This is a genomic window from Ensifer sp. B1-9 (assembly GCF_050474445.1).
GTDB lineage: Bacteria > Pseudomonadota > Alphaproteobacteria > Rhizobiales > Rhizobiaceae > Ensifer.
Genome location: NZ_JBCHVG010000018.1, coordinates 1 through 19,902, shown reverse-complemented (window position 1 = coordinate 19,902; position 19,902 = coordinate 1). Strand labels below are relative to the sequence as shown.

The 19,902-nt window shown below is 63.4% G+C and carries 15 protein-coding genes; 8 read left to right on the top strand and 7 right to left on the bottom strand.

Features of this window, described 5'->3' with window-relative positions; genetic code table 11:
* Positions 1-21 precede the first annotated feature (21 nt).
* On the bottom strand, positions 22-630 hold the full coding sequence (gene hisB / locus ACQ5BM_RS28920) for an imidazoleglycerol-phosphate dehydratase HisB (RefSeq protein WP_429818721.1): 609 nt from the start codon (positions 628-630) through the stop codon (positions 22-24).
* A gap of 293 nt (positions 631-923) precedes the next feature.
* Between hisB and hslV the strand changes: the two genes are divergently transcribed.
* The 5 genes from hslV (at position 924) to ACQ5BM_RS28895 (ending at position 5,901) form a co-directional block, all read left to right on the top strand.
* On the top strand, positions 924-1,481 hold the full coding sequence (gene hslV, locus ACQ5BM_RS28915; protein ID WP_429818719.1) for an ATP-dependent protease subunit HslV: 558 nt from the start codon (positions 924-926) through the stop codon (positions 1,479-1,481).
* Positions 1,471-1,992 (top strand): GNAT family N-acetyltransferase, encoded by a 522-nt coding sequence (locus tag ACQ5BM_RS28910; RefSeq protein WP_429818717.1) that lies wholly within the window; start codon positions 1,471-1,473, stop codon positions 1,990-1,992. The genes hslV and ACQ5BM_RS28910 overlap by 11 nt, the downstream gene beginning before the upstream one ends.
* Entirely contained in the window at positions 1,989-3,293 is a 1,305-nt protein-coding gene (gene hslU, locus ACQ5BM_RS28905; RefSeq protein WP_429818715.1) for an ATP-dependent protease ATPase subunit HslU, read from the top strand. Before ACQ5BM_RS28910 ends, hslU begins: the two co-directional genes overlap by 4 nt.
* A gap of 194 nt (positions 3,294-3,487) precedes the next feature.
* Positions 3,488-4,432: a DUF1402 family protein gene (locus ACQ5BM_RS28900; RefSeq protein ID WP_429818713.1), complete on the top strand. Its 945-nt coding sequence runs from the start codon at positions 3,488-3,490 to the stop codon at positions 4,430-4,432.
* A gap of 74 nt (positions 4,433-4,506) precedes the next feature.
* The gene (locus tag ACQ5BM_RS28895) at positions 4,507-5,901 is read left to right on the top strand and encodes a cytochrome P450 (RefSeq protein ID WP_429818711.1); all 1,395 of its coding nucleotides are present in this window, start codon (positions 4,507-4,509) and stop codon (positions 5,899-5,901) included.
* Here the strand turns inward: ACQ5BM_RS28895 and ACQ5BM_RS28890 are convergent.
* Positions 5,855-6,484 (bottom strand): hypothetical protein, encoded by a 630-nt coding sequence (locus tag ACQ5BM_RS28890; RefSeq protein WP_429818709.1) that lies wholly within the window; start codon positions 6,482-6,484, stop codon positions 5,855-5,857. The genes ACQ5BM_RS28895 and ACQ5BM_RS28890 overlap by 47 nt on opposite strands.
* 151 nt (positions 6,485-6,635) lie before the next feature.
* On the opposite strand from ACQ5BM_RS28890, the gene ACQ5BM_RS28885 reads away from it, so the two are divergent.
* Together ACQ5BM_RS28885 and ACQ5BM_RS28880 are read left to right on the top strand one after the other, a co-directional pair.
* Entirely contained in the window at positions 6,636-8,639 is a 2,004-nt protein-coding gene (locus ACQ5BM_RS28885) for a hydantoinase/oxoprolinase N-terminal domain-containing protein (protein WP_429818707.1), read from the top strand.
* A gap of 205 nt (positions 8,640-8,844) precedes the next feature.
* Positions 8,845-11,016, top strand: coding sequence for a malate synthase G (locus ACQ5BM_RS28880; RefSeq protein WP_429818705.1), 2,172 nt, complete (start codon positions 8,845-8,847; stop codon positions 11,014-11,016).
* Between the two features lie 115 nt (positions 11,017-11,131).
* Here the strand turns inward: ACQ5BM_RS28880 and ACQ5BM_RS28875 are convergent, their stop codons facing one another.
* The gene (locus ACQ5BM_RS28875) at positions 11,132-13,066 is read right to left on the bottom strand and encodes a HAMP domain-containing methyl-accepting chemotaxis protein (protein WP_429818703.1); all 1,935 of its coding nucleotides are present in this window, start codon (positions 13,064-13,066) and stop codon (positions 11,132-11,134) included.
* A 275-nt stretch (positions 13,067-13,341) separates the two neighbouring features.
* On the bottom strand, positions 13,342-14,031 hold the full coding sequence (locus ACQ5BM_RS28870; protein WP_429818701.1) for a L,D-transpeptidase: 690 nt from the start codon (positions 14,029-14,031) through the stop codon (positions 13,342-13,344).
* Between the two features lie 181 nt (positions 14,032-14,212).
* Between ACQ5BM_RS28870 and ACQ5BM_RS28865 the strand changes: the two genes are divergently transcribed.
* Positions 14,213-14,737, top strand: coding sequence for an MmcB family DNA repair protein (locus tag ACQ5BM_RS28865; protein ID WP_429818699.1), 525 nt, complete (start codon positions 14,213-14,215; stop codon positions 14,735-14,737).
* A 119-nt stretch (positions 14,738-14,856) separates the two neighbouring features.
* Here ACQ5BM_RS28865 and ACQ5BM_RS28860 read toward each other — a convergent pair whose 3' ends face one another.
* From ACQ5BM_RS28860 to hrpB, 3 genes are all read right to left on the bottom strand, one after another.
* Positions 14,857-15,441 carry an ActR/PrrA/RegA family redox response regulator transcription factor gene (locus ACQ5BM_RS28860; RefSeq protein ID WP_057252080.1) on the bottom strand — a complete coding sequence of 195 codons (585 nt, stop codon included), beginning with the start codon at positions 15,439-15,441 and terminating at the stop codon, positions 14,857-14,859.
* A 184-nt stretch (positions 15,442-15,625) separates the two neighbouring features.
* The gene (locus ACQ5BM_RS28855) at positions 15,626-16,933 is read right to left on the bottom strand and encodes an ActS/PrrB/RegB family redox-sensitive histidine kinase (protein WP_429818696.1); all 1,308 of its coding nucleotides are present in this window, start codon (positions 16,931-16,933) and stop codon (positions 15,626-15,628) included.
* Positions 16,934-16,967: 34 nt separating this feature from the next.
* Positions 16,968-19,424 carry an ATP-dependent helicase HrpB gene (hrpB, locus tag ACQ5BM_RS28850; protein WP_429818694.1) on the bottom strand — a complete coding sequence of 819 codons (2,457 nt, stop codon included), beginning with the start codon at positions 19,422-19,424 and terminating at the stop codon, positions 16,968-16,970.
* Between the last annotated feature and the right edge of the window lie 478 nt (positions 19,425-19,902).

Genomic DNA, 19,902 nt, shown 5'->3' with positions numbered 1-19,902 from the left:
TCCTCATCCCGCTCTGGCCGCTTAGGCAAGGGTCCCCTTGGTCGAGGGGACGCGGCCGGCCTGGCGCGGGTCGATTTCGGTTGCCGTGCGAAGCACGCGGGCGACGGACTTGAAGCAGGTCTCGGCGATATGATGGTTGTTGGCGCCGTAGATGTTCTGGATGTGCAGCGTGATCCCGGCGTGCTGGGCGAGCGCCTGGAAGAATTCGCGCACGAGTTCCGTATCGAAGGTGCCGATCTTCGGCGAGGTGAAGGTCACGTTCCAGACGAGGAACGGCCGGCCGGAAACGTCGACCGCTGCGCGCGTCATCGTCTCGTCCATGGCAAGGTCGAGCGAGGCGTAGCGGGTGATGCCGCGCCGGTCTCCGAGCGCCTTGGCAATGGCCTGGCCGATGGCGATGCCGGTGTCTTCGACCGTATGGTGGTCGTCGACATGCAGGTCGCCGTCCGTCTTGATCTCCATGTCGATCAGGGAATGGCGGGCGAGCTGGTCCAGCATATGGTCGAAGAAGCCGACGCCGGTCGAAATCTTGGCGATTCCGGTGCCGTCGACGTTGACCGATACGGATACCGCGGTTTCGTTGGTCTTTCGCGAAACCTGTGCGGTGCGGCTGGACGTGGCTTCTGCCATCAGGCTCTCCTGTATGCGCCAGTGCGATGAGGAAAGTCCGTGCGGTCTCCTCGTCTCGCGCTCGCTTGCGATCTGGGCCGCTCCTTATCAGGCAAATGCTCAAATATCCAGAACTTGAGCGCCCGATTCGAATCATCCGACACCGGGCCCCGAACGAAGATTGCGCCTGCGGCAGTTGCCATTTGCAAATGTGTCTGCCGTACTTACATAGGCCTCAAGCAACCAGGCTCGTGTCACGAGCCGCAACGCCCCCAAGTAAACGCCCTAAATGTCTGGGGCCGACAGGTATCTTCATGAGTGAACACAATCCCTACGGAACGATGCATGCGACGACCATCATCACGGTACGCAAGGATGGCAAGGTGGTGATGGCCGGCGACGGCCAGGTGAGCCTCGGCCAGACCGTGATGAAGAGCAACGCCCGCAAGGTGCGGCGCCTCGCCAAGGGCGACGTCATTGCCGGCTTTGCTGGCGCGACCGCCGATGCCTTCACGCTGCTCGAAAGGCTTGAGGCCAAGCTTGAGCAATATCCGGACCAGCTCATGCGCGCGGCCGTCGAGCTAGCCAAGGACTGGCGCACCAACAAGTATCTGCGCAACCTCGAAGCGATGATGCTGGTTGCCGACAGGTCGATAACGTTGGCGATCACCGGCAACGGTGACGTTCTCGAACCCGAGCATGGCACGATCGCCATCGGTTCCGGCGGCAATTACGCCTTGGCCGCGGCGCGCGCCCTGATGGACAGCGACAAGTCGGCCGAGGATATCGCCCGGCGGGCGCTGCAGATCGCCGGTGACATCTGCGTCTATACCAACCACAATATCGTGGTGGAGACGCTGGATGCCGAATGACCAGCCGCATGTCAGCTTCGTGCCGGTGGCCGATGGTCACCTCTCGATGCTGCATGCCTGGCTGAGCGAACCGCATGTGCGGCAATGGTGGGGCGACCCGGACAAAGAAGTGGAGCTGATCCGCGAAGGCTGCGCGACCGGAGAAGTGGAAGGCTTCATCTTCCACCTGGCCGATAAGCCGGCCGGTTACATCCAGTCCTGGACCCCCTCGCAATATGACGAGGAGCCCTGGGCAAGGGATCTGCCGGCCGATGTGCCCGGCGTCGACATCTTCATTGGCCCGCCGGAGATGACGGGCAGGGGTGTCGCGTCGCTCGTCCTGAAAGCCTTCGCCGGAAGGCTCTTTGCCGCCGGCGCTTCGCGAATCGTGATCGACCCCGATGCAGGCAACCGCAGAGCTGTCAGTGCCTACGCCAAGGCCGGCTTCGTGCCCTACGCAGAATGGATAGATGCGTCCGGTCGCACGCTCCTGATGGAGCTGACACGGACCGAGTTTGAGAGGACTAGATGAGTACGTTTTCACCCAGAGAGATCGTGTCCGAGCTCGATCGCTACATTATCGGCCAGAAGGACGCCAAGCGCGCCGTGGCCATTGCGCTTCGCAATCGCTGGCGCCGTCAGCAGCTCGGCGACGAGCTGCGCGACGAGGTGATGCCGAAGAACATCCTGATGATCGGCCCCACCGGCGTCGGCAAGACCGAGATTTCAAGGCGCCTGGCCAAACTCGCCGGCGCGCCCTTCGTCAAGGTCGAGGCGACCAAGTTCACCGAGGTCGGCTATGTCGGCCGCGATGTCGAGCAGATCGTGCGTGACCTCGTCGAGGTCGGCATTGGTCTCGTGCGCGAGAAGCGCCGCGCCGAAGTCAAGGCCAAGGCCCACCAGAACGCCGAAGAGCGCGTGCTGGACGCGCTGGTCGGCGCGACGGCCTCGCCGGCGACGCGCGATTCCTTCCGCAAGAAGCTGCGCGCCAACGAGCTCGACGACAAGGAGATCGAGGTCGACCTTGCCGACACCGCTACCCCCGGCGGTTTCGAGATCCCGGGCATGCCCGGCGCCAACATCGGCGTGCTGAACCTCTCCGAGATGTTCGGCAAGGCCATGGGCGGCCGCACGAAAAAGGTCAAGACGACGGTCAAGGCTTCCTATGAGCTGCTGATCAATGACGAGTCGGACAAGTTGCTCGACAATGAGCAGATCCAGCGCGAGGCGGTCCGGGCAGTCGAGGACGACGGCATCGTCTTTCTCGACGAGATCGACAAGATCGCCTCACGAGAGGGTGGCATGGGGGCGGGCGTGTCACGCGAAGGCGTGCAGCGGGACTTGCTGCCGCTCGTCGAAGGCACGACGGTTGCGACCAAGTACGGGCCGGTCAAGACCGACCACATCCTCTTCATCGCGTCCGGCGCCTTCCACGTGGCCAAGCCCTCGGATCTCCTGCCGGAATTGCAGGGCCGACTGCCGATCCGCGTCGAGCTTCGTGCGCTGACCAAGGAAGACTTCCGCCGCATCCTGACGGAAACGGAAGCCAGCCTCATCCGCCAGTACAAGGCGCTCCTGGACACGGAAGAGGTCAAGCTCGACTTCACCGACGACGCGATCGACGCGCTCGCCGACGTGGCCGTGCAGTTGAACGCCACAGTCGAGAATATCGGCGCCCGCCGATTGCAGACGGTGATGGAGCGCGTGCTGGACGAGATCTCGTTCAACGCGCCCGACCGCGGCGGCCAGGAGGTGACGATCGACGCCGAGTATGTGCGCAAGCATGTCGGCGATCTCGCCGCCAACACCGATCTGTCACGCTACATCCTGTGACATTTGGGTCGAACGCGCGGGCAAACGCCCGCAACCCTGAATATGCAGGCGCCTGTCTCTCGACAGGCGCCTGCATTTTTTCTAACACGGACGTGCATATTGATCGTGGTCCGGGCATTTTTCCGACATGATCTTGGCGTAGGAGCCGCGCCGCCGACCGAGGCCGTCTCCACCATTCACAGGAAGAAGAGATCGTGCGTTTCACCGCCTGCATGCTCGCTATCGCCACGTTTTGCCTGACCGCAAGCCAGACAATCGCAGCGACCGCCGTTCCGCCGGGAAACCGCAATGTCGAGCAGCCCGGCATCCCCGGCGCTTCCGTGCGCCGCACCAAGGCCGGCCGCACCTCCTTCGATGCCAAGTTCGAGAAAGTCCGCGATCTCTTGGCGACCGACAAGCAACTGATCAGCAAGATCAAGTCCGTGTCGCGCGCCTATGGCATCGCGCCGATCCATATGGTCGGCGCCATCGTGGGCGAGCACACCTATAATGTCGACGCCTACGACCGGCTGCAGTCCTATTACGTCAAGGCGGCCGCTTACGCCGGCAACAGCTTCCAGTTCGGTTATGACGGCGAGACGGTCGCGGAATTCGTAACCCGGCCGCAATTTTCCGAGTGTGGCGCCAAGAAGGGCGCCTATGCGCTCTGGAGCTGCCGCGAGCGCGTCTGGGACAATGACTTCCGCGGCAAATCGGTCGGCGGCAAGTCCTTCCCGAACAACCGCTTCAGCGCCGTTTTCTTCCAGCCCTTCTTCGCCGGCCAGACCTTCGGCCTCGGCCAGATCAACCCGCTGACGGCGCTGATGCTGACCGACATGGTCGCGAAGACCTCGGGCTACGACCGTCTCGACGAGAACAATGCCGCCGGCGTCTATGAGGCGATCATGGATCCGGACGTCTCGCTCGCCTATATGGCGGCTTCGATCCGCCATTCGATCGATGCCTACAAGTCGATCGCCGGCCTCGATATTTCCGGCAATCCCGGCATCACCGCGACGCTCTACAATGTCGGCAATCCGGACGACCGCGCTGCGGCCCTCGCCGCCAAGATCCAGAGCGGCCAGGCGCAATGGCCAGAGGAAAACTATTACGGCTGGCTCGTCAACGACAAGCTTGCGGAGCTTGAAAACCTGCTGTGATTCACGTGAAGCACTTTCCTTGATTGCGCCGTAAAAACCTGAAATCATTGGCGCAATCGAGAAAGGCAATCACCATGGACATGCGTCCGGAGCCCTTCGAACCGCCGGCTCCCGTTCCTCGAGTGGGCATCCCTTCCTACCTGAAGATCATCAGGACGGTCTTACGCAATCCACTCGAATTGTGGGGTGAGCCGTCCTACACCTTGCCCTGGATCGAGACGAAGTTCGTCACCCAGCGCACGCTGATCGTCAACGATCCCGGCCTCATCCGCCACATCCTCGTCGACAATGTCGGCAACTACGAGATGTCGAAGGTTCGCCGGCTGATCCTCAGGCCGATCCTGCGCGACGGCCTGCTGACGGCCGAAGGCGAGGTCTGGAAGCGTTCGCGCAAGGCCATGGCGCCAGTCTTCACCCCGCGCCACGCCAAGGGTTTCGCCGGCCAGATGTTGCGAAGCGCCGAAGCATTCGTCGAGCGCTATGCCGGCGCCAAGACGGCTCCGTTCACGACCAACATCGCCAACGACATGACGGAGCTGACCTTCGACATTCTTGCCGAGACCTTGTTTTCCGGCGAAGTCGCCGTCGAGCGGGACGGGTTCGTCCAGAGCGTCGAGGAACTCCTGCACCGCATGGGACGCGTCGATCCGATGGATATTCTGTTGGCGCCGGAATGGGTGCCACGCCCGACGCGGATCGGCGGCAAGCGGGTGATGAACCGTTTTCGCTCGATCGTATCCGAGACCATGGCGCTTCGGCGCCGCAAGATGGCGGAGGACCCCGAAGGCACGCCGAAGGATTTTCTGACCCTGCTGCTGGAGATCGAGGGCAGCCAGGGCCTTTCGACCGCCGAGATCGAGGACAATATCCTGACCTTCATCGGTGCCGGGCACGAGACGACCGCCCGCGCGCTCGCCTGGACGCTCTATTGCGTCGCCAACACGCCCGCCTATCGCGAGACGATGGAGGCGGAAATCGACGCCGCGATCGCGAGCGGTGCCGATCCGGTCGAATGGCTCGGCCTGATGCCGCATGTGCTTGCCGCCTTCGAGGAAGCGATGCGGCTCTATCCGCCGGCGCCGTCGATCAACCGCGCTGCGATCGAGGAAGACGAGTGGACTTCTCCGTCAGGCGAGCGGGTGCGTATACCCAAGGGCATCGCGGTGCTGATCATGCCGTGGACCTTGCATCGCCACGTGCTCTACTGGGACAAACCGCGCGCGTTCATGCCCGAGCGTTTCCTGCCGGAAAACCGTGAGAAGCTTCATCGTTACCAGTATCTGCCCTTCGGCGCCGGCCCCCGCGTCTGCATCGGCGCCACTTTCGCCCTGCAGGAGGCAGTGATCGCGCTCGCGGTGCTGATGCACCGCTACCGCTTCGACCCGACCGAGGAGACGAACCCCTGGCCGGTGCAGCGGCTCACTACTCAACCGCGGGGCGGGTTGCCGATGAGGGTGTCGGCTCGCTGAAGGTCTTGCCCGGGATCGGCGCCTGGACCGAGCGCACCGGCGAATCGGCCGGCTTGGGTTGTTGCAGTTGTTTCGACGGTTTCTTGATCGTCTTGATTTGGGCGCAAGTAGCGTCGCCGACATTGTCGCACGGCTTGTAAACGACGATCTCGCTTCCAGCGCCATCATCCCATACCGCCTGGATCGTCAGCGACTTCGCGGTATCCGCCGGCAACGAGATATAGACATACTCCGCCGTCTCGTCGGCCGGCAGGTTGAAGGGGATCTGCGGATTGCACTTCGCCAGCGGGAAGCGCCGGTCGAGCGCGTCCGAATTGATCGAATAGCGGATTTCCGATAGCCGGCAATGCATCGTCTGCAAGGCGGTGAAATAGATGAGCTGCCGGTCGTCATAGTTGCGGAACTGCACCCAGCCGGTCTGCTTGTTGGCGTCGAGCATCGCCTTGTAGATCGCGACGTCGGGAAGCTGCGGCTTGTATTCTTCTTCCTCCGCGTCTTGCGCCTGGGCGAGGCTCAGCGGAAGCCAGATGGAAGCGGCCGACAGGAGCCAGGCGAAAACAGACGGACGGCGGCCTTTGAGCATGCGCAGGTGTCCCGATCTTTTGATCCGTGTCGCCCAGTTGATCATCGATGTCTGCGGCACGATGGTTTTCTCTTGAAATATGTCATATCACCGCATCGATCCCCATTGAACCCGGGGCCTTGCGCCCCGCGCGAATTCCGGACTGCGCCAATTGACCTCTCATTTTCTTCTCGGCATCGACACCGGCGGCACCTATACCGACGCCGCTCTCTTCTCGGAGACGCAAGGGGTCGTCGCCAAGGCCAAGGCACTCACCACCCGCCACGATCTAGCGGTTGGAATTTCCGGCGCGGTCGAGGCGGTTCTCGATCAGGCGAAAATGCCGGTTTCCGCGATCAGCATGGTCTCGCTGTCGACCACGCTTGCCACCAATGCGCTCGTCGAAGGGCAGGGTGGCCGCGCCGGATTGGTGATGATCGGCTTTGGCCCTGACGATCTGAAGCGCGACGGCCTGCTGGAGGCGCTCGGCTCCGATCCGGTGATCTTCCTGCCCGGAGGGCACAATGTGCACGGCGGCGAAACCCCGCTTGACATGAGTGAGCTCGACGCTGCCCTGCCGGTGCTCGCCGCACAGGTTTCTTCCTTCGCCATTGCCGGCTATTTCGCCGTCCGGAATCCGGATCACGAAAAGCGCGTCCGCGACCGTATTCGCGACGTTTCGCATCTGCCGGTGACCTGCAGCCATGAACTGTCTTCGAAGCTCGGGGGCCCGCGCCGTGCCTTGACGACGCTGCTCAATGCCCGGCTGGTGTCGATGATCGACCGGCTGATTGGCTCCTGCGAAGGTTTCCTGAAGGCGCGCGGCATTGACGTGCCAATGATGGTGGTGCGCGGTGACGGCGCCCTGATCTCGGCGGAAGAAGCGCGGCTGCGCCCGATCGAAACGATCCTTTCCGGCCCGGCCGCGAGCCTCGTCGGCGCAAGGCACCTGACCGGCCTCGACAACGCCGTGGTTTCCGATATCGGCGGCACGACGACCGACGTCGCGGTTCTCGAAGGCGGTCGGCCGCGGCTTGACGCCGAGGGCGCCGTTGTCGGCGGCTTCCGCACCATGGTCGAGGCGGTGGCGATGCGGACCTACGGCCTCGGCGGCGATTCGGAAGTGCGCATCAACGACCGCGGCCTGAAGGCGAAGATCGACCTCGGTCCGCGCCGGCTGATGCCGCTCAGCCTGGCGGCCGCCCTGCATGGCGACGCTGTCATCTCGGTGCTCGAAAAACAGATGCGCGCCCAGCATAGCGGGCGCCACAATGGCCGATTTGCGGTTCGCACCGGCCTGCCGGACTATCTCGCGAGCGGCCTGCAGCCGCAGGAGCAGGCGCTTTATGAGCGAATCGGCGCCGTGCCCGTTGCACTGGAGACCCTGCTGGTTTCGACCCCGCAGAAGGCGACGCTCGATCGCCTGGTGGGGCGCGGCCTCGTCCATATCTGTGGTCTCACGCCGTCGGACGCCATGCACGTGCTTGGCCGGCAATCGCAATGGAACCTCGAGGCGGCGGACCTTGGCATTCAGCTTGCGGCGCGCACCCGCGACGGCTCCGGCCAACCGATCGCGTCCTCGCCGGAAGCGATGGCGCAGATGATCGTCGACCGGCTGACGCGGCAATCCTCCGAAGTCATCCTGCAGGCCTGCCTTGGCGAAGATGGCGCCGGTGCCATCGATCCCGCCGTCTCGCAGGCTGTCGACCGCGCGCTTACCCGCACGCCGGGCATCGTCCGTTTCTCGCTCGGTCTCGACCGTCCGCTCGTCGGCCTCGGTGCTTCGGCGCCAGTCTATTACCCGGATATCGCCGAGATGCTCGGAACGGAAGCCGCCATTCCCGAGGAGGCCGGCGTCGCCAATGCCGTTGGCGCCGTGGTCGGCCAGGTCAGCGCTACGGTCACGGTCTTCGTGACGATGCCGGAGGAAGGCATCTTCGTCGTCAACGGCGCCGGGACCAGCGAACGCTTTATCGATCAGGAGCAGGCTTTCGGTGCCGCTCGTCGGCGGGCCGAGACGGTGGCGCTGGAGACGGCGCGCACCAATGGAGCGGACGATCCCGCATCGCTGCTGCGCGAGGAAATCGACGCACCGGAAGTCGAGGGCAGCCGCAAGCTGATCGAGGCCCGGTTCATCGCGTCCGCCAGCGGTCGACCCCGCATCGCCCACGGCTGATCTTTTCCATTCCGGAAACAATTCTTCGCATCCTTGCAGAATTGACAGGGAATGAATTGGTGAGAAACTGCCGCCGTTTCACGCGCGCAATGTGTCTGGGCTGGTCCGCGATCGGCTTCAGGCGCAAGATCGACACATGTCGGGGCGTTCATCGCATCCGTTGGGAGCGGTGGCGCTCCTCTCGTCTATTTCAAGGAGTTGGCAGATGGACCGCATTGAGAAGTTTGGGTTGAAGATAGATGCGGGTCTCCATCGCTTTCTGGTGGAAGAGGCGATGCCGGGCACCGGCATCGATGCCGAGCATTTCTTCGAGCAGTTTTCCGCTCTCGTGCACGACCTGGCCCCGAAGAACCGGGCGCTGCTTGCCAAGCGTGACGATCTCCAGGCCAAGCTCGATGCCTGGTACAAGCAGAACGGCGCACCCAGCGACATCGAAACCTATCAGGCCTTCCTTCGGGATATCGGCTACCTGCTGCCGGAAGGCGGCGATTTCAGCGTTTCGACCGCCGATGTCGATCCGGAGATCGCGACGATCGCCGGCCCGCAGCTCGTGGTTCCCGTCATGAACGCGCGCTATGCGCTCAATGCCGCCAATGCGCGCTGGGGCTCGCTCTATGATGCGCTTTACGGCACGGACGCGATTTCGGACGCCGATGGCGCGGAAAAGGGCCGCGGCTACAATCCCAAGCGCGGCGCCAAGGTTATCGCCTGGGCGCGCGATTTCCTCGATGCCAGCGCCCCGCTGGCGAAGGGAAGTTGGGCCGACGTCACCTCGCTCAAGGTTGCGGGCGGCGCGCTGACGATCGGGCTCAAGGACGGCTCGGACACGGCGCTGCGCAATGCGGCCCAGTTCGCGGGCCATTCCGGTTCGGAAGGCGCGCGGTCGGAGATCGTTCTCCGGCACAACAATCTGCATGCGATCGTTGTTCTCGACACCTCCACGCCGATCGGCAAGGAGGATCCGGCCGGCATCTCCGATGTCATTCTCGAATCGGCGATCACCACGATCATGGACTGCGAAGACTCGATCGCCGCCGTTGACGCCGAGGACAAGGTCGTCGTCTACAGCAACTGGCTCGGCCTCATGAAGGGCGACCTCGAGGAGGAAGTTGCCAAGGGCGGCAAGACCTTCATCCGCCGCCTCAATGCCGACCGTACCTATGAGGCAGCAGGCGGCGGTACGCTGTCGCTCCCCGGCCGCTCGCTGATGCTGGTCCGCAATGTCGGCCACCTCATGACGAATCCGGCTATCCTTGATCGCGACGGCAAGGAAGTGCCCGAGGGCATCATGGATGCCATGGTCACGGCTCTGATCGCCCTGCACGATATCGGTCAGGGCGGCCGGCGCATGAACTCCCGCAAAGGGTCGATGTATGTCGTCAAGCCGAAGATGCATGGGCCGGAAGAAGTCGCCTTCGCCTGCGAGATCTTCGCGCGCGTCGAAAAGGCCCTCGGCATGCCCGCCAACACCATGAAGATGGGCATCATGGACGAGGAGCGCCGCACGACGGTCAACCTCAAGGAATGCATCCGCGCCGCCCGTGAGCGTGTCGTCTTCATCAACACCGGCTTCCTCGACCGCACCGGTGACGAGATCCACACCTCGATGGAAGCAGGCCCGATGATCCGCAAGGGCGACATGAAGCAGGCCGCCTGGATCGCGGCTTACGAAAACTGGAATGTCGACATCGGTCTGGAATGCGGCCTCTCCGGCCATGCCCAGATCGGCAAGGGCATGTGGGCCATGCCTGACCTGATGGCGGCGATGCTCGAGCAGAAGATCGCCCACCCGAAGGCCGGCGCCAACACCGCCTGGGTTCCGTCGCCGACCGCGGCGACGCTGCATGCGACCCACTACCATCGTGTCAACGTTGCCGAAGTTCAGGCAAGCCTGAAGAGCCGCAGCCGCGCCAAGCTCTCGGACATCCTGTCGGTGCCGGTCGCGGTTCGCCCGAACTGGACGCCGGAGGAAATCCAGCGCGAACTCGACAACAACGCGCAAGGCATCCTCGGATACGTCGTGCGCTGGGTCGACCAGGGCGTCGGCTGCTCGAAGGTTCCCGACATCAACAATGTCGGCCTGATGGAAGACCGCGCGACCTTGCGCATTTCCGCTCAGCACATGGCCAACTGGCTGCATCATGGCGTCGTCACCGAGGGCCAGGTCGTCGATACGATGAAGCGTATGGCCGCCGTCGTCGACGGCCAGAATGCCGACGACCCGCAATATGTGGCGATGGCCGGCAATTTCGACGGCTCGATCGCCTTTCAGGCGGCGCTCGACCTCGTTCTCAAGGGGCGCGAGCAGCCGAACGGCTACACCGAACCGGTCCTGCATCGCCGCCGGCTGGAGTTGAAGGCGCGCAACGCCGCCTGATTCGCCACTGACGTCTAAATATCGGACCAGGGCCGTGTGTTCGTGCGAACGCACGGCTCTTTTTTCAAGCGCGGTCCCGGCTTAGATACGCCCGCCCAGTCGTCTCCGCCGGGGTCTAAAATTCGGCCCAGCCGTCTGTGGCGAGCGCGGCGTTGCCCTGTGTTGCATAGGCGGCTGGCCGACGGGCCGCCTGGGCAACGGGCCGAGCCTGGTTGCGGATTGCGGCTGGAGCGGCTACCGGGGCAGAGGGCCTCGATCCGGCCTTTGCCTGCGTCTCGTCGGTGAGGATAAAGCGTCCGATCAGGTTGCGCAGATTGGTGCCCTCCTGCGCCAGGGTGGCGGAGGCGGCATTGGCTTCTTCGACCATCGCTGCGTTCCGTTGCGTCACCTGATCCATCTGGTTGACGGCGGTGTTGACCTCACTCAACCCCACAGATTGTTCCCGGGCGGACGTGGCGATCGCGGCCATATGTTCGTTGATGGTGATCACATGCGCCTCGATCGTCTGCAGCGCCTCGCCGGTGTCGCGCACCAGACGCACGCCGTTTTCGACCTCCTGGCTCGATGTGCGAATGAGATCCTTGATTTCCTTTGCCGCCTTGGCCGAGCGCTGGGCGAGTTCGCGTACTTCCTGGGCAACAACGGCAAAGCCCTTGCCCGCTTCGCCGGCCCGTGCCGCTTCGACGCCGGCGTTCAGCGCCAGAAGATTCGTCTGGAAGGCGATCTCGTCGATCACGCCGATGATGCTGGAGATCTGGCTCGACGATTCTTCGATCCGCCGCATTGCTTCCACGGCATTGGCGACAACGACGGCGGATTGGGCCGCACTGGCTTTCGCTTCGCCGGCGACATCGCGCGCCTCTTCCGTCCGTCTGGAGGAGTTGCTGACATTGGCGGTGATCTCGTCCAGTGCCGCGGCCGTCTCTTCGAGCGACGCGGCCTGCTGTTCGGTCCGTTTGGATAGGTCGTCGGCACTCTGGCTGATCTCGCGCGTACCCATGCCGATGTTCCCGGCGCTGTCGGCGACGGCCAGCAACGCGTCGTTCAACTGTTCGGCTGCCTTGTTGAGGTCATGCCGCAACTGCTCGAACTCGGCGGCGAAGGGCTCATGCAGTCGGACGGCGAGATCACCATTGGCAAGCCGCTGCAGCCCGCCGGCGAGACCGGCGGTCGCTTGCGTCAGCCGCTGCTGCGCGTCCTGTTCCGCCTGTCTTTGTACGCGAATGCGCTCGGTCTCGCTGGTGCGGCGAGTTTCTTCCGCCTCCGCCTGCAGTCGCAGATTCGATCGCGCGGCCTCACGGAAGGACTGGATGGCGCGGGCCATGTCGGCGACCTCGTCCTTGCCGTTCACCGGCTCGTCGGCATCTTCCACGTGGCCGTCGATCAGCCGGCGCATGGCGGCGATCTGCCGGCCGAGCGGTCCGACGACACCGCGCAGCACGACAAGGAAGGTGGCGGCGGCAAGCGCCATGACGAGAACGATGATGGCAATGCTGAGCGTTTGCACCGTCTCGAACTCGCGATGCTTGGCTTCAAAGGCCGTGCCGGAAAGTTCGACCTGCAGGTCCGAGATCTTGGAGATCGTCGCCGTCAACGGATCGATCGTCGCGTAGAGCTTGTCGCGCACGAACGTATCGAGTGCCTTCTGGTCCTTGCTGGACAGAATTTGAGTGAGCGCCGTGATCGAATCCATTGCAACGATCATCTGGCTCCGTGCATTGTCGACGAGTCTCCGTTCCTCGTCAGTCATCGAAGTCGCCGCATAGGCATCCCAGTTGGACTTGATCGTTTCCCGTGCGGCATTGACCGAGGCAAGCCCGCTCTCCATCGATTCGTTGCCGTTGCGAACCTTATGGGCGGCATCGACGATCGAGACTGCAAAGGCGTCGGAAGTCGCCTTGAGGTTCTTTAGCGGCACGATGCGATCAGCATAGACCGCATCCATCATGCCGCTGGTTTTCGACAGCGTGCTCTGGCTGTAGGTGGCGATGCCGATGGCAATGGATGATAGAAGCGCAATCGCGCCGATAAGCTTGGTCTTGATCAGCATGCCAGTCCCTCCCGAGCGGAATTTCTTGGGCACACTGTTTCTATTGTTTAGATAACGCTTACTTAATAAGGGACTGAATTCAGGTCGAAATTGAACTTTTCCGCGTCACGTCGGCCAGTCTTCGCGACCCTGATTTGAGGGCGTTTTCGAACGGCAACTGTGCGTGGCTGACGCGCTTCGTTGCAGCATCGCAATGCCGGCAAATGGTGGTTGAGTGCCGACGAAAAAAGCCGCCGACGGCTGTCGGCGGCTTCGGATGCGCTGGTGTGATTCGGTTACTGCTGGACGACCACCCGGGCGTTCTTGCCGGGGCGAACGCGCGAGTAAAGATCGATGATGTCCTGGTTGATCAGGCGGATGCAGCCCGACGATGCGGCGGTGCCGATCGAGGACCATTCCGGCGTGCCGTGCAGACGGAACAGCGTGTCCTTGCCTTCATCGTTGAAGAGGTAGAGCGCGCGGGCGCCGAGCGGGTTCTTGAGACCCGGACCCATGCCTTCCTCGACATATTTGGCGACTTCCGGCTTGCGCTCGGCCATTTCCTTCGGCGGATGCCACATCGGCCATTCCTGCTTCCAGGCGACGTAGGCTTCGCCTTCCCATGCAAAGCCGGCCTTGCCGACGCCGATGCCGTAGCGCACGGCCTTGCCGCCGGGCAGCACGTAGTACAGGAAGCGATTCGGCGTGTTGACGACGATCGTTCCGGGGCGTTCGCTGGTGGTGTAGTCGACGATCTGGCGATGGTAACGGCTGTCGACCTTGTTGATCGGAATGGCCGGCAGCGCATAGCCGTGATCCTCAACTGCGCCATATTCGCCGTTAAAGATCTGATTCGTAGCGATCTTTTCCGCTACGGGAGCAGGTTCGTTGGCAGCAGTCTCGGGCTTGGACGATGTCGTCGAGCAGCCGGCAACGGCCAGTGTCGCCGCGAGGCTGCACAAGAGGAAGGCATTGCGGAAGCGCATGGGGGTCTCTTAAAAAGAAGCGAAGTAAACTGGGTCGCCGCGACCAACAGTGAGACCGGTTATTTTCGATTAGTTTGTGCTATGCAAGAGATTGCGCGGCCACAATTTGGCTAGAAAGTGCAAATTCCATGACGCTTGCTTTTTTGCAACAAAATGGCCGGCTCAAAGGGAGCCCGGACAGATGACAATCCTCTCCATCCATGGCGACAACCCCCTGATTGACGGTCGTCAATCGAATCGCGCGATGATGGTGCGCCGCGGTGTGCAGCGGCTTTTTGCCGAACTCCGCCATTCGGTGCTGCCCGAGTTGACGCTCGCGAGCGGAAGGCGCGCCGACCTGATCTCGCTGTCGGCCAAGGGCGAGATCTGGATCGTCGAGATCAAGACCTCGATCGAGGATTTTCGAGTCGACCGCAAATGGCCGGAGTACCGGCAGCATTGCGACCGGCTGTTTTTCGCGACCCATGCCGGCGTGCCGCTGGATATCTTCCCGGAGGATTGTGGCCTGCTGCTTTCCGACGGTTACGACGGACACATCGTTCGCGAGGCGCCCGAGCACAAGCTGCCGCCGGCCACACGCAAATCCGTCCTGCAGCTCTTTGCCCGCACGGCGGCGCAGCGGCTGATGCTGGCCGAATGGGCGGCCGAACGCAACGGCGAGCTCGGCGATTCGATCGGCGACATTCTCTCCGGCGGACGCGACTGATCCCGGAGCAATTGAGGAAACGTGTAGAGCGGCTTTCCGACCAGGATTGCTCCACCTAATCAAGAGCAATCCCAGAAGTGTGAAGCGGTTTTAGCCCCGAATCGGTTGAGGCGATTCGCTTACTTCGGCGCGCGCTTGGCGAGAATGCGCTGCAGTGTGCGGCGATGCATGTTGAGCCGGCGTGCCGTCTCCGACACGTTGCGCTCGCACATCTCATAGACGCGCTGAATGTGCTCCCAACGCACCCGGTCGGCCGACATCGGGTTCTCCGGCGGCTCGACGCGCTCGCCCTGGCGCTGAACGAGCGCCGCGAAGATGTCGTCGGCATCGGCCGGCTTGGCGAGATAGTCGACAGCGCCGAGCTTCACAGCGTTTACGGCGGTGGCAATGTTGCCGTAGCCGGTCAACATGATCATGCGCGTGTCGTCGCGCCGCCCGCGGATCGCTTCGATCACGTCGAGGCCGCTGCCATCGCCGAGCCTCAGGTCGATGACGGCATATTTCGGCGGGTTGCCCTTGGCCTTGGCGATGCCTTCTGCGACCGATTCGGCAATGTCGACCGAAAAGCCGCGGGCTTCCATGGCGCGGGCCAGGCGCCTGAGGAAGGGCGCGTCGTCGTCGACGAGCAGCAGGGTGCGGTCCGGTCCGATCAGTTCGGCGTCCTGTGCGGGTGTGCTGGGCGAAGCTGTCGATTTGTCAGTCATTCTGGCAATCCTTGAGCGAAAACCTGCGCTTTCGCCGAGATCATAGGTTTCTTCTACAGCGCCGCGCGTCTTAAAAGACGCGCAAAGGTCACTGTAGCACTTTGAATTACTGCATAATTTTGCCCCTAAATCGATTCCGATCTAAAAAATTATGCGGTAGCCTCGTTCAATAAACTGCGAAATGTCATTTCGCCAGTTTCGTATCCATCAGGGCGCGCGGCCATTCGACGCTGACCCGGGCGCCCGGCCTGTCCGGTCCGCCGTTTTCGAAGCGCAGTCGCGCGCCCGAACGTTCGAGCAGCGTCTTCGCGATGAAGAGGCCGAGCCCGAGGCCGCCGGCGCTGTCGTCCTTCTGGCGCCGCGTCACATAGGGTTCGCCGATGCGTTGCAGGATATCCGGGGCGAAGCCGTCGCCATCGTCCTCGATCGTCACTTTCACGCGGTCGGCCGTATGTTCCACGGTCACCGTCACTTCCTTCTTGGCATAGTCGACCGCATTTTCGAGCAGGTTGCCGAGCCCGTAGAGAATGCCGGCATTGCGGTTGCCGACCGGCTCAGTGGTGCGGTCGCCTTTCTCGATGAGGTTGATGTGGATGCCGAACTCGCGATGCGGCGCCATCACCTCTTCGATCAGAGAGGACAGAGGCAGCAGCCGCATGTGTTCCTCGCTCTCGGAGGAGAGCGTCGTCAGCCTTTTGAGAATATCGCGGCAGCGCTCGCTCTGGCTGCGCAGCAGATGTACGTCCTCGCCGAAACGCGGGTCGTTGCCGAGTTCGCGCTCCATTTCCTTGGCGACGACGCTGATCGTCGCAAGCGGCGTGCCGAGCTCATGTGCCGCCGCCGCCGCCAGCCCGTCGAGCTGCGACAGGTGCTTTTCCCGCTGCAGCACCAGTTCGGTTGCCGTCAGGGCTTCCGAAAGTTCGCTCGCTTCCAGCGAGACGCGGTAGGTATAGAAGGCGGCAAAGGCGGTCATCGAGACGATCGCGAACCAGATGCCGGCGGTCAAAACCCGCGGCATCAGGAGAACCGTGCCGGGATACCAGGGCAGTGGGAAGGGCGAGAAGGCAAGCGCGGTGATCGCGATCACCGCGAGGCCGGCAAGGATGATGCTGTGCGATTTCGGCTGCGACGCCGAGGAGATGATGACGGGAACGCACAGAAGCGGTGCGAAGGGATTGGTCAGCCCGCCGGTGATGAACAGCAGCCCGGTGATCTGCGCGAGATCGAGGCCCAGCAGCGCGAAGGCGGCCGGGGGCTGCAGTCGGTGCGTCGGCGGATAGCGCAGCGTTACATAGGCATTGACCAGTGCGAGGCTCGCGATCAGCACCAGGCAGGAAATCAGCGGCAGCGGAAACTGCAGCCAGAAAGCCGTGATGAGGACGGCGATTGACTGGCCTCCGACGGCAAGCCAGCGCAGGCGAACGAGCGTCTGCAGGCGCAGGCTTCGGTTGCTGGTCTGATCGTTGTTATGTTCGAGCGAAACTGTGGTCATTCGTTCCTGCATTCCGGTCGTCGATCGTGCTGCTTCATGTACCACGCGGCTTTGCCCGTGTCGTCGGCATCGCATTGGCCGGATCTTCGGGCCATGGATGTTTCGGATAGCGGCCGCGCATGTCGGCGCGCACGTCGCGCCAGGAGCCCGCCCAGAAGCCGGGCAGGTCGCGCGTCGTCTGGATTGGGCGATGTCCGGGCGAAATCAGTTCGAGCAGCAGCGGTAGGCGGCCGTCGCCGATCGCCGGGTGGGTTTTGAGGCCGAAGAGCTCCTGCACGCGAATCGACAGAAGCGGCTCGTCGCCGTCATAGTGGATCGGGTGCCTTTGCCCGGTCGGTGCCTCGAAATGCGTCGGCGCAAGCCTGGCGAGTTCCCGCTGCCGCTCGTGCGGAATGAGAGAGAGCAGGCCGTCCGACAGGTTGGACGCCTTGATGTCGGCGATCGCGGTGACGCCATGCTGGAAGGGCACGAACCAATCGTCGAGGCGGTCGAGCAAGGCCTGATCGGAGACATCCGGCCAGGGGTCGCCGATCGAGCGGTTGAGGAAGCCGATGCGGTCGCGCATCTGCATCGCCTCCTTTGAGAAGGGCAGAACCGCGAGGCCGAGCTGGCGCACGCCATCGGCAAGCGCCCGCGCGGCGGCTTCGCCGGTCGGCCTGGCGAGAGGCGCCTCCTCGAAGATGATCGCGCCAAGCCGCGTCACACGGCGTGCGCGCACCTGCCGGCTCTGTCGGTCGAAGAAGCTCTGGTCTTCGCGGGTGATCGCCTCGGGCATATGCGCCTCGACCTCGGCACGTGTCAGTTCGGCGGCTGCCAGCACCCGCTGGCCGCCGGCCCGGCCGGTCAAGTCGGCGACAACAAGCATCGGCGCGGCCGCCAGCCGTTCCGTCTCCGGGATTTCCGCGCCGCGTCCGTTCGCCATCACGTATCGGCCGCGGCCACCGCGCTGAAGCGCAATGCGATCGGGGAAGGCGTGCATCAGCAGGGCGCCCGGCTGGATCGGTTCGCTCGACCTTGGTGCGCCCTTCAACTCGGCCGCCATGCGGCGCGCGAGATTGCGCGAGGCTTCGGCGCGGTCGCCGCGCTCCTGGCGGAACCGGCGCAGCCGATCCTCGAGGTCGATGCCGTTGCCGCCGAGGCCCTGTTCGGTAAGCATGACCGCGAGCAGGCACGCGGCCTCGGCCTGGCCCTCTTCGGCCGCGGCGACCGCCATCGCCGCCAGGCGTGGGGGCAGGGCCAGATCACGAATCTTGCGACCTTTCGCCGTCAGTGCGCCGGCCTCGTCCAGTGCCCCGAGTGCGCTCAGCAGTTTCCGTGCTTCCGCAAGCGTCGTTTCCGGCGGTGGATCGATGAAGGCAAGCGTCGTCGGATCGCTGACGCCCCAATGGGCGCAGTCGAGCAGCAGGCCCGAGAGGTCGCTGGCCAGAACCTGCGGCGGCGTGAAGGCGGCAAGTGCCGCCGTCTGGCCGCTGTGCCAGAGACGGATCGCGATGCCGGGCTCGGTTCGTCCGGCACGGCCGGCGCGCTGGTCGGCGGAGGCGCGCGAAACCCGCACCGTTTCCAGCCGGGTAATCCCGGTCGCCGCCTCGAACACCGGCAGGCGCTGCAGGCCGCTGTCGATGACGATGCGCACGCCGTCGATGGTGATCGAGGTTTCGGCGATCGAGGTGGCGAGCACGATCTTGCGGGTACCATTTGGCGCCGGACGGATCGCCGCATCCTGCTCTTTCTGGGTCAGGTTGCCGTAAAGCGGGACGATCGCGGTGCCGGCATCGAAGCGATCCTGGAGGCGCGTGGCGACACGGGTGATCTCGGCCTGGCCGGGCAGGAAGGCGAGGATGGAGCCGTCTTCCGTGCGATGCGCCTCGACAATGGCACGCACCATGGCATCTTCGACACTCTCACCGCCGCGATCCTGGTAGCGAATGTCGATCGGATAGCTGCGGCCCCGGCTCTCGATGACAGGTGCGCCGCCGAGCAGCCCGGCGACGCGTTCGACATCGAGCGTCGCCGACATGACGATGAGCTTGAGGTCGTCCCGCAGTGCCGCCTGAACGTCGAGTGCCAGTGCGAGGCCGAAATCCGCGTCGAGCGAGCGCTCGTGGAATTCGTCGAACAGCACGGCCGCGACGCCCTTGAGTTCCGGGTCGTCAAGGATCATGCGGGCGAACACGCCTTCGGTCACCACCTCGATGCGAGTCTTGGCCGAGATGCGATTGTCGAGGCGCATGCGATAGCCGACGGTTTCGCCGACTTTCTCGCCGAGAAGCTCCGCCATGCGGCCGGCCGCCGCGCGCGCCGCCAGCCGCCGCGGTTCGAGCAGGATGATCTTGCCGCCTTTTGCCCAGTCCTGTTCAAGCAGGAAGAGAGGAACAAGCGTCGTCTTGCCGGCGCCGGGCGGGGCCGAGAGCACCGCGGAGGGGCCGGCGGTCAGTGCATGTGCCAGTGCGGGCAGCACCTCGCGAACCGGAAGCGCAGGAAGCTGTGTCATCACGTCTGGATCTCCGCCCCTCTATGAATGATGGCGCCGCATGCGGTCGGCCGCATTCGCCGGCACGTGCATAACCATATTTGTTGATCTGCCCCGCTGCATGGATCGTCATGTCGGGCAGGGCGAACATTTCGCAACTACGGCAATAGCCCAGCCAAGGGCAAGGCATGGCGCGTCTGTGGGCGGCTCGCGTGGCGCTTGCCGGCCAGAGGGATCAATCTCTGACGACCGAGAGACCCATGCTGTCTATATGTAGAGAAGGTCACTCTTAGGGGCGATTTTGATGATGTGAAGCGGCCCTCAGGTTTTTGACCATTCGATCAAAGATTCGCGCTGCGGATTCGGTGCTCTAAATCTCCCGAGTTTATCAACAGTGGAATTTATTGTTTAGAATCAAGTAGTTGTCGAATTTTGAAGTTTTTTTGAAAATGTCTGTTGACGTGTTGGAGGTGTGGGGTCTATAAGCCCGATCACTGAC

Bases quoted from the DNA above. Each gene is read 5' to 3' on its own strand.
- hslU (WP_429818715.1), top strand. From the start codon at position 1,989: ATGAGTACGTTTTCACCCAGAGAGATCGTGTCCGAGCTCGATCGCTAC.
- ACQ5BM_RS28890 (WP_429818709.1), bottom strand. From the start codon at position 6,484: ATGCTCAAAGGCCGCCGTCCGTCTGTTTTCGCCTGGCTCCTGTCGGCC.
- ACQ5BM_RS28910 (WP_429818717.1), top strand. From the start codon at position 1,471: ATGCCGAATGACCAGCCGCATGTCAGCTTCGTGCCGGTGGCCGATGGT.
- hslV (WP_429818719.1), top strand. From the start codon at position 924: ATGAGTGAACACAATCCCTACGGAACGATGCATGCGACGACCATCATC.
- ACQ5BM_RS28875 (WP_429818703.1), bottom strand. From the start codon at position 13,066: ATGCTGATCAAGACCAAGCTTATCGGCGCGATTGCGCTTCTATCATCC.
- ACQ5BM_RS28865 (WP_429818699.1), top strand. From the start codon at position 14,213: ATGACAATCCTCTCCATCCATGGCGACAACCCCCTGATTGACGGTCGT.
- ACQ5BM_RS28895 (WP_429818711.1), top strand. From the start codon at position 4,507: ATGGACATGCGTCCGGAGCCCTTCGAACCGCCGGCTCCCGTTCCTCGA.
- hisB (WP_429818721.1), bottom strand. From the start codon at position 630: ATGGCAGAAGCCACGTCCAGCCGCACCGCACAGGTTTCGCGAAAGACC.
- ACQ5BM_RS28855 (WP_429818696.1), bottom strand. From the start codon at position 16,933: ATGACCACAGTTTCGCTCGAACATAACAACGATCAGACCAGCAACCGA.
- ACQ5BM_RS28860 (WP_057252080.1), bottom strand. From the start codon at position 15,441: ATGACTGACAAATCGACAGCTTCGCCCAGCACACCCGCACAGGACGCC.
- hrpB (WP_429818694.1), bottom strand. From the start codon at position 19,424: ATGACACAGCTTCCTGCGCTTCCGGTTCGCGAGGTGCTGCCCGCACTG.
- ACQ5BM_RS28880 (WP_429818705.1), top strand. From the start codon at position 8,845: ATGGACCGCATTGAGAAGTTTGGGTTGAAGATAGATGCGGGTCTCCAT.
- ACQ5BM_RS28870 (WP_429818701.1), bottom strand. From the start codon at position 14,031: ATGCGCTTCCGCAATGCCTTCCTCTTGTGCAGCCTCGCGGCGACACTG.